The organism is Sediminibacillus dalangtanensis (assembly GCF_017792025.1).
Lineage (GTDB): Bacteria > Bacillota > Bacilli > Bacillales > Amphibacillaceae > Sediminibacillus > Sediminibacillus dalangtanensis.
This window is the reverse complement of sequence record NZ_CP046956.1, coordinates 47,857-59,995: the sequence shown is the minus strand read 5'-3', so window position 1 is coordinate 59,995 and position 12,139 is coordinate 47,857. Positions and strand designations below refer to the sequence as shown.

Below are 12,139 nucleotides of genomic sequence, written 5' to 3'. Positions count from 1 at the left end.
TGGAACAAAATATTTTTATTGTTGAACACAGACATTTAGCGCTGACTTGCAACAAAAAATAATATACCACACCACTGTTTGTTTATCAATAGTAAATTTAAAAGCTTTCCATCCTATTCCTTATGGAAAACTTAGCTATGACACGTCACGCTTGATTATGCTTTTTTATGCTCGTTGATTTTCTTCGCCAGACTATCCAAAGCCAAGTGGCTAGTATCCGATATGACCCAATCCGCTTGACCTAGATATTCCCTTTCCCCTACACCGACAGCATACATCCCCGCTGCTTTGATTGCCTTTACTCCGGAACTGGCATCTTCAATTCCGACACAACACGCTGCAGGAACCCCAAGTTGTTTCGCTGCCGTTAAAAATACCTCTGGATCCGGTTTTCCCCGTTCCACTTTGGCCGCATCAACCAATGTATCAAGTAAATCTGTCACCTGTAATCGTTCAATAACCGTCTGTGCATTCTTACTTGCAGAAGCGAGACCCGTTTTTATGCCTGCTTGTTTTACTTCTTTCATAAAGGATTCTACGCCAGGCAATAAATCTTCTGGACTGATCTTTTGGATCAGTTTCTGATAATGTTCATTCTTCTTTGCTGCTAATCGTTGTTTCTCTTCTTCTGAGTAAGTTTGATTGCTTTGCTGCAGAATTATCTCCAACGAGTCGATTCGGCTCAGGCCCTTTAACTGTTCATTAAAAGAACGATCAAAAGGGATATTCAGTTCGTCCGCCAGAGCTTTCCACGCCAAAAAATGATATTCCGCTGTATCCGTTATTACTCCGTCTAAATCATAGATAATTGCTTCTATCTCCATTATAACCATCCTCCATCACGATAATATCCATTACCATGACTATACCACAAAGAGAACGGGTGTTAATCGGCCTTATCCATTCAATATGTACTTTCTGCACTCCTTATCCTCAGCTACCTTGCGAAACAGCTGAAACAGAATACGGTAACGTTCCTTCATTGCCCGCCTCACTAAATGATCAATTCGATTATCCTCCATATCCAGCAAAAGTTCCTCCAGCTCCCGTTTTATGAGATACTCCATTTCCTTCCGTTCTCTTTCGTCGACCAACAGCCCAATCATCCAATCGCCCCCAATAATTGTATAAATGTTCTACTATGATACCCGCCTTTCATTTTTTTATAATCGGCCGTATGCAAACGGAAAATTCAGAAACTTTTCGGACGGAGAATCTTCTTTGCTTTGGTTCATGAATGTCCATTCCCCATCATAAAATAAAGCAAGTCCAAAAGGAGGGGAGCAATGGAACATTTTTATGTCATGAAAGTGAATCGATGGAAGCGCTGGGCCTTCATCGTAGTAGCAGCACTTTTTTCTGCATTTATTATATGGGTGGACAACGAAAGCAGTTTGTCTGTTTTTTCTACAAAGGAAAGTCCAGCCGCGTTAAGTAAAGGGAGCGAACAGGATCCGAACATCGCCCTGACCTTCAATATTAGCTGGGGAAATGAGAAAGTGGAGCCAATCTTGGAACAGTTAAACAAGCATGAGGTGAAAGCCACCTTTTTCTTGAGTGGCGAATGGGCCGAACGGCATCCGGAAATCGTAGATAAAATTGCAGAAAAACATGAAATCGGGATGCTGGGATATCGTTACAAAAGCTACCTGAAGCAGGAGAAGGAACAAGTGAGGAAAGACTTGATGTATGCCAAGGAAGTGTTCCGCAAGCTTGGCTATCCGGATACCAAGCTGCTACGTACACCAAGCGGTCATTTTGACAAGGAAATATTGAAAATGACCGAGGAATTGGGATTTGATGTCATTCAATGGAACGTAAATCCGCATGATTGGGAAAATCCCGGGCAACAAGCAATCATTGACGAGGTGATGAAAAAAACAACCAATGGTGACATTATCCTTCTCCATGCATCCGATTCTGTGAAACAGACTCCTGGAGCATTGAAAACACTGCTCCCCGGATTAAGAAACAAAGGGTTCCAATACGTCACCATTTCAGAACTAATTTCCCGGATAGAAGCAAAGTCAAAAACAATTGACTAATTTATGAAAAAGCAAGCGTTTATTTTTTACGCTTGCTTCTTTGTTTTTTATTCTGTTTCGTCGCAGACTTCGCTGAAGAAGTTAATTCCTTTCCTTCCGCTGCCGCTTTTTGGTTGGTGATACGATGGAGCAATAATAATTGATAGGTGTTACATAATAATAACGGAATAATCATCAGCCATTCATAATCGCTCCCAGTCGACCGCAGACCTGGTACCCATTCAATGGAGGTGACAACAAACATAAAAAACAAGGCTGGGATAAACGCTTTAGTATTGGTTTCATTTGCTTTGATTTTTGCAATTACCAAGCTGTATCCGAACAATGCAGCAGCTACCAGCAAATAGATAAATATGGGGGTTTCCCCATCAGCAGACTTATAACGGAAGTAAATCAAATCAAATAAAGTGAAAAGAATCAGCACTACCTGAATCGGCACCCAAAATCCCCTGAACATTCCCAGTCCAAATTGATTGATGGTCAAATAAGCAAAGAATCCCATTTGACTGATTAAGCTGAATACCAGTCCAAGGGCGGTGAAAAATATTACTAAGCCCAATATTTCAAAAAGATCAACCGGCTGAAGATATTCCCCATAAGATCCGGCTTTTACGAAAAAGCTGGTAATAAGGGTAGAAGCCGCTCCAACCAGAAGGGTGGTTAAAAACATGCGAACCCAATTTCTACTGTTCACTCGATATCCTCCTAATTAATATACCTTGTCCCTAACGTATTTTATCATGAATCCCCCGTTTTTTCTTCCGCAATACATATTTTTTCTGATTCGAACCATATTAAGACCAAGTGAGTGCAAATAAAAGGAGTGGATCCTGTGTGTTTAAACTCATGCCACATTTATTACTGTGTATATCACTTCTCCTGTTAAGCTCGTGTGGTGGCGGTGGTAACACCACGAGTGGAGAAGAAGGCAACTATGACACAACCAAGAAAATGGTTACCGATATATTGAAGACGGATGAAGGGAAAAAAGCAATCACAGAAGTGCTTTCCGACGAAGAAATGCAAAAGACCTATGTGATCGAGGGGAATACAGTAAAGGATTCAGTCGAGAAAGCATTGACTTCCGATGAAGGAAAAAAGTTTTGGACCAAAATGTTCGATGACCCGAAGTTTGTTGAGTCATTTTCCAAAGCCATCCAAGACCAGCACAAAGATGTGTTAAAAGGCTTGATGAGTGATTCGTCGTTCCAAAAACAAATGATCGAGTTATTCCAAAACCCGGAAATGACAGAGCAGATGGTAAGTGCCATGAAAAGCCAGCAATTCCGCGAGCATTTGGAAAAAACAATTCAGGAAACGATGGATTCGCCAATGTTCAAAGCGCAAATGAGCGAGATTATTTTAAAAGCTGCGGAAGAAATGAAACCATCCCAAGGCTCCGGACAAGACCAGAGCAGTGGCGGCGGAAGCGGTCAAAGCCAGGGTGGACAACAGGGTTCCGGACAGGGGTCCGATGGTGGCGGAGGCGGGGGTTGATCCTTCTCTTGTTAAACATAAAGAGCAGTCCAGAAAAGGACTGCTCTCTTTTTTAAGAATTTATTCGAAGCTGTCGATCACTTTTGCAGCAATTTTGCGGTATTCTTTCCCGTTTGGATGATCTTCCTGGTAAATGGAAGGGGCAAATACATCCTCTTCTTCATAAGGCTGCTGCAGTGGCAGCTGGCCAATCACCTTTGTTTTCAGATATTCAGCGAGTTTTTTTCCGCCGCCTTTTCCAAAGACATACTCTTTTTCCCCGGTAGTCTTGCTTTCAAAATAAGCCATGTTCTCTACAATCCCGATGATTTCATGTTCGGTTTGCATGGCCATTTGCCCGGCTCTCGCTGCAACAAAAGCCGCGGTAGGATGCGGAGTCGTCACAATGATTTCCTTCGAGGAAGGAAGCATGGAGTGGACATCCAGAGCAACGTCTCCAGTTCCTGGCGGTAAATCGAGCAGCAAGTAATCAAGCTCTCCCCATTCTACTTCTTTGAAAAAGCTTGTCAGCATTTTTCCCAGCATCGGTCCGCGCCAAATGATGGGAGAATTGTCTTCTACAAAGAATCCCATGGATACCAGCTTGACACCAAACCTTTCTACAGGAATGATTTTTTCGCCCCGCACGACTGGACGTTCTTCTACCCCCATCATGTCCGGAACGCTGAACCCATAAATATCCGCATCGATGATACCGACTTTCTTGCCAAGTCTGGTCAATGCCACAGCCAGGTTAACGGTCACTGTCGACTTTCCGACACCGCCTTTGCCGCTGGCCACCGCGATAAATTTGGTGTTGGCATTCCCGCCTAGCAGAGAATTCGATTTCTCCTCATCCGCTGCAGGCTGGTACTTCGCAATCACTTCGTCGGGCAGCTGCTCGAAACGAAGTCCGACTGTGTTTGCACCCGCTTTCTTTAATACGTTGACGATCTCCTGTTGGAGCTGCATTTGTTCAGCAGTATTCGTTTTAGCAATCGCTAATTTCACACTGACATGCTTTTTCTCTTCCTTGATGCGCACTTCCATTACTCCGCCGGTTTTCTCAAACGTTGTATGTAAAAACGGGTCTTCAATTGGATTTAATAATTCTAAAACCTGCTCTTGGGTAAGCAAATTGTGTCACCATCCTTTAATCGCTGTCCTTTTCCCACAATGCTAGTATAACATATCTGTACGGGATGCTAAGTGATACGATTTCAGGATGGGAAATCGTCTTTTAATTATCTTCTTTTTCTTCTGTAACGTAACGGAGAATGCCCTCATATATGCTTGCTGCCATTTTACCCTGGTAATCATCGGTCTTTAACAGGTCCCGTTCATGGACATTTGATAAAAATCCGATTTCGACAAGCGCCCCCGGGGCTTCGGCATGCTTCAACAAATACATACTGTTCAGACCTAGTGCCTCCCGTGTCGTATTTTCCAAGTTCCGTTTGATTTCATCCTGGATTAATTTGGCCAGGCGCTCATTCTCACCATCAGAAGGATAATAAAAGGTCTGTGCTCCGGACCATTGTTTAGCAGGAAGTGCATTTAGGTGAATGCTGACGAAGAAATCCGCTTCCTTATCCTTTATGAATTCTACACGGTTACGAATATCCTCCGATTTTCTCCGCGACAACCCTCTTGTTTCCTTTGCAGCCAAATCCTCATCTTTTTCTCTCGTCAAAAAAACGAGAGCCCCGGCCTGCTGCAGATAATTTTGCAGCTTCTTTGCTACACGCAGGGCAATCTCCTTTTCCTGGGTATCATCGCTTCCTTCCGCTCCGCCATCAGGTCCACCATGGCCGGGATCCAGCACAATCACTTTTCCAGACAATGGCAACGCCCATGAATCCCACGAATCGGTAGATTGTTGAATCGGATATTGCATTAACAGCACCAACAGGATTACGCCTACCATCCATACTGCTGCTTTCAGGTACTTTTTCATGCTCCCCGGCCTCCTAAACATCTTCCTGTTGTCCACTATATGGGACAAGTCGGATGTTTATGACAGGTTTTCAGTTCGAGATGCTGAAGGGGATCATTCATCTGTTTCCGACTTAACATACCGGGTTTGACCTTCACGGCCCAGAAATAGGTGATTTCTCGTATCGCACTCCAATTCGATCTTTAAACAGTTGCTTTCCGCTTGTGTCACTTTTTAATCACCCTTACGAATCCAGTGAATGTTTTCTCCGCAAAACAAAAAAAACTCCAACCAAATTGGTTGAGAGCCCTCTGAATGTCCCCAAATAAATGTTTTGAGTAATATCTTTATATTTGTTCCCTCAAAAGATTAGACGGCACATAATAAGTGTGAAGGATATTCTTTCAGAAATAATCGCTGTATACATCGTTTCTGATTTTCCAGTTCCAGTAGATAAAACAATAGTTGCTGGAGAATTTGATGTCGGCCAATGTGCATGTATTGCTGATAATGATCCAAATTGAAGCAAGCGTAAACCAATACCATCTTTATTTCGAGCTACTTTCTCCTGGTACGATACTTTCCAACTACCTATAATCTCCTAACGATTAAAGAATTTACCATTAGCATCCGTACATCGACTCGACTTATTGTCACGACCGATTTTTGAAATCATGTTCAAAACTCTCCCAAATGATCGCCCCCTTTCTAAAAGTTGCTCTAACTCAAATATTTCTTGTTTATTTAATAGTTTCACCTTATAGTTTATTATTTGTTCATTGAACTCATTCTGCATCTGCAAGTAACGGTTAATTTCATCATTTAGTGCTTTTTGTCAATTTTTGATAAGTGAATTTCACAACTAGAATACCTCAAAAGTCTGGATATTAAAAACACTTTTAAAGATATCTTCTGGTCCACAGTAAGGTAATTATTGTACTGCACAGTAGAAAACGAACCTTTTGGAAGAGGCTCATTTTCTATTTATGATAATAAAAACACTGTATTCACCTTTACAAATGCTCCATCATTGTTTCCATTTCGGTTTGGAAGATCAATCTCTAGCCACCTCTGCGCAAAGTTTTTCACTATAGATAATTATGAGTTTTAAGGCGCTATTGCTTTTTCATTTAGTACTTGTTTTTGATAGCATTAGGAACAAATCGCAACTGCAGTTGTAAGCTAAGAATTAAAAGACAGTTTAAACTCTATATTAATTTGTTCCTTGACCGATTCTCTTTTCTCCCTCAATAGATTATTCCTTAGACTTTATTTTCTCTGATTTTATCTCAGTTAGATATTCTTTTGGTTCTAATTAATTCTAATAACGAAACAAAGGGCTCTTAGTTACTAACAAATATAAAGATAGAGCTACTTGTTTTGATATTAGAACCTCATTACCAAAGAAAGAGATTACTGAAATAAAGCATCTAAGGATTAGCTAACTTTTTTCTTTTCTTCCATAACTAAGAGATTAAGAAGAACGTTAAAATTATTGACTTTATTAAAAAGTTTCACTTTTCCTTTTTCAACAAGAACTGCCGAGGGAGTCGAGTGGATATAATACGAAATAGGAATTTGTGGTGATCGTATGTAAAAAATATTCTTGGGGAGTAATTCTCTCACCTGATGGTCATCAAACATTTCATCATTATTAATGACGAGAATATTTAAGTTATAATGTTTCTCTATTATCTTCAATTGGCGTAAAATTTCTTTACACTTTGGGCATTTCGTATTGATGAATAACAACAACGTATTTTTCTCACCAAAGAATAGCTTTTTAGTTACTATTTTATTGCCATTTTGATCATGAATTCTAAAAATAGGGGCTTGCTCTCCTTGTTCGAGAGTGTTAAATTGAATTCCCTTTATACTCTGAATTTGCTTTAAAAAGTGACTATTATACTTCAACATATAGTACATGACCGACAGGTTAGCTACTAACAGGATTAAAGTTATAGTTAGTAACAAATTTTCCATTTAAATTCCTCCCAACTCAATCCTCAAAGTAAGATAGTTTCATTCTTAAATTTTTAATTAATTTTAACTGTTCAAAAAATGTGACTAACACCCCATAGACCATTAATATGCTCACTGAAATTAACAGAGAAGTGAAGTGAAAATAAGGTAGATGAACCATAAACTCTTCTCTCAAAAAAGATGTTCCAACCCCAATTAGCACCAATGCTAAATTTCTATAAACAATCAAAAGGCTTAAACGATCATTTTCCAGAACCCCCCCGCACCCACATGCAATTAGTGTATTACCTTTATATATATTTACACTCACCGCCCCGGTGTATATCAGCATTAATAACGTAAATAACATTGATGCGTATAAATTTACTTGTAGTGTTAAGAAATAAAAAGCCAATAAAAGTTCAACTAAGAGAGAGAGCCAGCCAAATACTGCCACTAAATTTTCAGGTAATATATTGTATTCTTTTATTTTAACTAGGTAGACTTGCCACTTTGCCAATTTGTCCCATATAGATAATATAAATATCAAGGCTAAGATATAACACGAAACGGTATAGACAAAATCAGCCAATGAATGCTCCTCCTCTACTTATAGTCATTTGTTTCATCTGCATATTGTATAACTCAAAATAAGAACCCTTAAGATTCAATAGCTCTTCATGAGTGCCTCTTTCCTTAATTTCTCCCTCCCCCATTAATACAATTTCATCTGCCAGCATTGCAACATTCAATCTATGTGTTATATAGACTACTCCCTTATCTTGTACCTCCTTTAAAAGGTTTTTAATTACTTTGAATTCGCTTTCAGGATCTAACGCAGAGGTAGGCTCATCTAAAAAAATGAAATCTCCTTCTTTAAATAAGGCCCTCGATATAGCAACCTTTTGCCATTGTCCACCTGATAGTTCTTGACCGCCTTTAAATAGCCTTCCCAAAGTAGTACTATATCGCGCTTTCAAGGTATTGAGGTATGTGTGAATTCCGGTGCATTTTGCATACTTTTCAATTTTTTCATCATTACTTAGTTGCTCAATATTAGAACTAGCTATATTAGAAGCAGCGTCCAGCTCATATTTATTAAAATCCTGGAATAATACGCTAAGTCTTGCCCGGTATTGGTTTTGGACTACCTCAGAAATATCTAAACTATCATTTAAAGTGATCATATCCGTCGTTTCATATAAACCTGCCAGACATTTGACCAAGGTTGTTTTTCCAGCACCATTTTCCCCGATAATAGCAATTTTTTTTTCGGGAGTAATTCTAAAGTTTATGTTTTTAATCGTAGGGATAGTTTGATTTCGGTATTGAAAAGAGAGGTCTCTAGCTTCTATACTCTCTACTTTATTAATAGACTTTGTACCATTCTCCTTAGCATAAGCAGGTATGAAATTGGAATAATCTTGGACATGGAGAGAATATTCAAAATAACGCGCTAAACTATTAGTTAAACTAGGAACGACGCCTTGTAATTTTTGTACTCCCTGTATTACTGCCGTAAATACCCCAATAGTTAGCTGTCCTCTAACTGTCAAAAACAGAACATAGCTCCCAGATCCTATAAAAGATCCCCAAAGAATAATGTTGGATAGAACCAGCCATTTTGTCTGCTTTATTTCTTGTTTAATTTTTTCTTTGTGGTTTTCTTGAAATTTCTGTTTCCATTTATCTACAAAAAAAGGTTCAAGATTATTCATTCTAAGTTCTTTTAAAGATTCCCTACTTACAAGAAGACTCTCATAATAACCTTCCTCTCTCCCCTTTTCTACCAAGATTCTAGAGAGGTTAAAGCGTTGTTTTCCATATGTAATGTCTAAAACAGTCAATGGAATTACAAGAATGAATAGAAGAATACCGAAAAGGTAGCTAACATTCACTAAATACCACATTAAACTCATGAGAGAAATTAAGGCTTGTAATATACTTGTACTACTATCAATAAGGTTCAACATGCTCTTCTGACCTGTCAAAGCCCTAATGAATCTATTTTGAAAAACAGAGTCCTCAAATTCCATATATGGCACCTTTTGTGCCCCCGTCAGCAAGTTACCCTTCACGTCCAAATCAAACTTATATTGCAGAATTTTTTTTATTATTTCTGTGATTTTGTTAAAAGCAAAGGAAAAAAATGTGACTGAAGCCATGGCAACTAAATATATAATTATTGCTACATAAAACACCTTATCTCCTGAAAGGGAAGTCGCCATACTGTCAAGTAAATTTTCCAGTAACCAAATGCTAAGTAATGGTACCAAGCCTAAGATAACCCTTGAGAAACTCACAGCCATTAAGCTCCATTTACTAATATTCCAAGCATATTTATAACTTATCACTAGAGACTGGATAGACTTTTTAGCTAAGTTCATTTCTCACTAACCCCTTAAAAAAATTGCATTTTTTGACATTTACTAAATATAGTATATAATAAAAATTGTAAATAGTAAATAAATTTTGAATATTTAGGATTATTTTAGAAAGAAAGGGGATTGAAATGTCGAATGTCACCAATCAATTAAAAAAACATTTCCAACCCTACATTCAAAGTATAAAAGATGGCAACTATTCTTCTTTTATGGAATATCAAAACCAAGATAACCATCTTTTTTATATTGAACAAAGTAGGTGGTTTAAAGAAATAATTCACCAATCCAGTAATAGATTTATTTTCAAGCCAAAAATAAAAGCTATAACTTTGGACAATAAGAGACAGGGGCTCATGGATTTTCAATTAACAATCAAAAGACCTTCCGGAAGAGTTAAAGAATTAAGTTGTACCTACCAAATTAAAAAATATGATACCTGGAAAATAAATGACTTGCCTTTCCTTTGTGTACAAACCCAATATGCGTCGATATATTACTTAAACGATCAAGAAGAAATTATCAATGAAATTAAAATCTATATAGATCAAATTATCAAATTGTACAAAGAAACTTTTAATTGGAATAGTAAGATGGTTGTAATAAAACTATACAGTAAATTGGAACAAATCTCAGTTACTATCCCCCACTTCTCTATTTACGGTTGGAATGAGGCAAATGAATCTATCAAAATAGCTATTCCCCATTATTTGCACCAAAGAGACAGGAAACAGCACGTGTTTAATGTATTGTCCCATGAAATCGCTCATACACTACTTTCCCAATTAACAAATGATAATGCTGCCTTATTCCTTCAAGAAGGTTTAGCTATTTATCTGGAGAAAAGCATAGAGTTTTCAAGTGGAAAGACCGCTTTTTATAGTCAGGGGATTGACACTTTAGTTAAGAAGACGTTTCGCGAAGAAGGTTCGTTGCTCTCTTTAAAAGAACTAAGTGAATTGGACTACTATAGTGGAAGAACACTGTATAATCAAAGTTTCCTCTTTGTAAATTTTTTAATTTCTCTATATGGTCTGGAAGCATTCATAACACTTTGCAAGAAACTAAAAAATTATCCCTATATTAATAGTCGTGTAGAACATAAGATTGACAACCTTAGTTTTAGATCCTTTATAGCAATTAAAAGAACCTATGGCAGCGAAAAATTTAATCAAGATTTGGAGGTGTTTTACAAAAAATCCCTATAATTTGTTGACTTATTACATTTATGGTATATAATTACATTGTCTAGTGACTTTCATTAGTTTAGTGGAAGGGAGATGGCACTATCATTACCACATTTAATATCGCGTTAATACTTATTTCTATATTATTTTTATTTTACTTTTTTTATAGGCTTATAACATGGTGGAATAAATATAAAGCCTGGCAAGCTGACGTTGAGAAGGCATATCAAAATAAAGAAACTCCATCAGGTCCACGTTATGCTAAGAATTTGCAACTCTCCGATTACATACTTCAGAGCATTAAGGATAACTCCCAAATCAACATTCAAAAGCTGCTTAAAAGAGACAGTGTTTTTGTAATCATGGACAGAAATTGTGCGTATTGCAGCATAAATTTTGAAGAATTTTTTAACCTTAGTAAAGATAAGAATTTTTTTGTTCTATTTAAAAAAGAAGATCATGATAAAGCTGAGGAACTTGCAGACCTCTATGATTTTTCTTTTGAAGTATACCTTACAGATAAAGAATTATTTAAGGAAATGCAACTAAGATTTATGCCTGCATTTGTAAAAGTGGGATGTGGCTTAGAATTAGAGAAGGCTACTCCTATTCCATTACAAGTTATTAATAGCTTTTAGAAAAGTTATTAATATATAAACTTTGAAAAAGGGGGTGAGTTCATGCAATACGTACCTTGTGCTGATTCAAGCTTCCACCGGGAAAGAGAGTACTGCTGCTATGACTATGATTGTTTCAGAATTTTTAAAGACGATGCAAGATGTCGCGAAACATATGATGGGCGTGATGGTACTACTTGTTCTGTAGTTACAGCTTCATGCCCTTGTTAATTGTATTACTTATCAATGAAGACAGGCTTAACTACACCCCTTTTTATAGGGAAGGTACTACTTAAGATTCAAAAAGATGGTCTCGGAGTGGATTCCGTGGCCATCTTTTTAATTTATAATTATCTCATTCTCAAATAGATTGATACATTCCCAAAACGCGTATGCTTATCTTTTGACTATCCATAAATACGTGAATTTTATGAAGGATATAAATATAGGAAATGAGAAGTACACGTAATGTAGCTTCTCATTAAATAAAGGTAGAGCAATATATTTTTGCTCTACCTTCTTTTTCTTCTATTTA

12 protein-coding genes are annotated in these 12,139 nt (G+C 37.6%); 4 read left to right on the top strand and 8 right to left on the bottom strand.

The window, feature by feature from the left end; translation table 11 throughout:
- Positions 1 to 155: 155 nt before the first annotated feature.
- Both pgmB and ERJ70_RS00360 read right to left on the bottom strand, forming a co-directional pair.
- Positions 156 to 833, bottom strand: coding sequence for a beta-phosphoglucomutase (pgmB, locus tag ERJ70_RS00365; RefSeq protein ID WP_209366452.1), 678 nt, complete (start codon positions 831 to 833; stop codon positions 156 to 158).
- A gap of 63 nt (positions 834 to 896) precedes the next feature.
- Positions 897 to 1,106, bottom strand: coding sequence for a hypothetical protein (locus ERJ70_RS00360; RefSeq protein WP_209366451.1), 210 nt, complete (start codon positions 1,104 to 1,106; stop codon positions 897 to 899).
- A 180-nt stretch (positions 1,107 to 1,286) separates the two neighbouring features.
- On the opposite strand from ERJ70_RS00360, the gene pdaB reads away from it, so the two are divergent.
- Positions 1,287 to 2,045 carry a polysaccharide deacetylase family sporulation protein PdaB gene (pdaB, locus tag ERJ70_RS00355; protein WP_209366450.1) on the top strand — a complete coding sequence of 253 codons (759 nt, stop codon included), beginning with the start codon at positions 1,287 to 1,289 and terminating at the stop codon, positions 2,043 to 2,045.
- Positions 2,046 to 2,064: 19 nt separating this feature from the next.
- On the opposite strand, the gene ERJ70_RS00350 is transcribed toward pdaB, so the two are convergent.
- Positions 2,065 to 2,739 carry a KinB-signaling pathway activation protein gene (locus ERJ70_RS00350; RefSeq protein ID WP_209366449.1) on the bottom strand — a complete coding sequence of 225 codons (675 nt, stop codon included), beginning with the start codon at positions 2,737 to 2,739 and terminating at the stop codon, positions 2,065 to 2,067.
- 140 nt (positions 2,740 to 2,879) lie between these two features.
- Here ERJ70_RS00350 and gerD point away from each other — a divergent pair, with 140 nt between their 5' ends.
- A complete protein-coding gene (gene gerD, locus ERJ70_RS00345; RefSeq protein ID WP_245208074.1) occupies positions 2,880 to 3,542 on the top strand; it encodes a spore germination lipoprotein GerD in 663 nt (220 codons plus the stop codon).
- Between the two features lie 60 nt (positions 3,543 to 3,602).
- On the opposite strand, the gene salA is transcribed toward gerD, so the two are convergent.
- The 5 genes from salA to ERJ70_RS00320 form a co-directional block, all read right to left on the bottom strand.
- On the bottom strand, positions 3,603 to 4,658 hold the full coding sequence (gene salA, locus ERJ70_RS00340) for an iron-sulfur carrier protein/transcriptional regulator SalA (protein ID WP_209366448.1): 1,056 nt from the start codon (positions 4,656 to 4,658) through the stop codon (positions 3,603 to 3,605).
- Positions 4,659 to 4,761: 103 nt separating this feature from the next.
- Positions 4,762 to 5,478: an N-acetylmuramoyl-L-alanine amidase CwlD gene (gene cwlD / locus ERJ70_RS00335; RefSeq protein WP_209366447.1), complete on the bottom strand. Its 717-nt coding sequence runs from the start codon at positions 5,476 to 5,478 to the stop codon at positions 4,762 to 4,764.
- A 1,416-nt stretch (positions 5,479 to 6,894) separates the two neighbouring features.
- Positions 6,895 to 7,440 carry a thioredoxin domain-containing protein gene (locus ERJ70_RS00330; RefSeq protein ID WP_209366446.1) on the bottom strand — a complete coding sequence of 182 codons (546 nt, stop codon included), beginning with the start codon at positions 7,438 to 7,440 and terminating at the stop codon, positions 6,895 to 6,897.
- Between the two features lie 16 nt (positions 7,441 to 7,456).
- Positions 7,457 to 8,011, bottom strand: a complete 555-nt coding sequence (locus ERJ70_RS00325; RefSeq protein WP_209366445.1) for a MauE/DoxX family redox-associated membrane protein — start codon at positions 8,009 to 8,011, stop codon at positions 7,457 to 7,459.
- Entirely contained in the window at positions 8,004 to 9,806 is a 1,803-nt protein-coding gene (locus tag ERJ70_RS00320) for an ABC transporter ATP-binding protein (RefSeq protein ID WP_209366444.1), read from the bottom strand. The genes ERJ70_RS00325 and ERJ70_RS00320 overlap by 8 nt, the downstream gene beginning before the upstream one ends.
- A gap of 125 nt (positions 9,807 to 9,931) precedes the next feature.
- Here ERJ70_RS00320 and ERJ70_RS00315 point away from each other — a divergent pair, with 125 nt between their 5' ends.
- Both ERJ70_RS00315 and ERJ70_RS00310 read left to right on the top strand, forming a co-directional pair.
- Positions 9,932 to 11,008 carry a gluzincin family metallopeptidase gene (locus tag ERJ70_RS00315; protein ID WP_209366443.1) on the top strand — a complete coding sequence of 359 codons (1,077 nt, stop codon included), beginning with the start codon at positions 9,932 to 9,934 and terminating at the stop codon, positions 11,006 to 11,008.
- Between the two features lie 341 nt (positions 11,009 to 11,349).
- Positions 11,350 to 11,625: a hypothetical protein gene (locus tag ERJ70_RS00310; RefSeq protein WP_209366442.1), complete on the top strand. Its 276-nt coding sequence runs from the start codon at positions 11,350 to 11,352 to the stop codon at positions 11,623 to 11,625.
- The last annotated feature ends 514 nt before the right edge of the window (positions 11,626 to 12,139 follow it).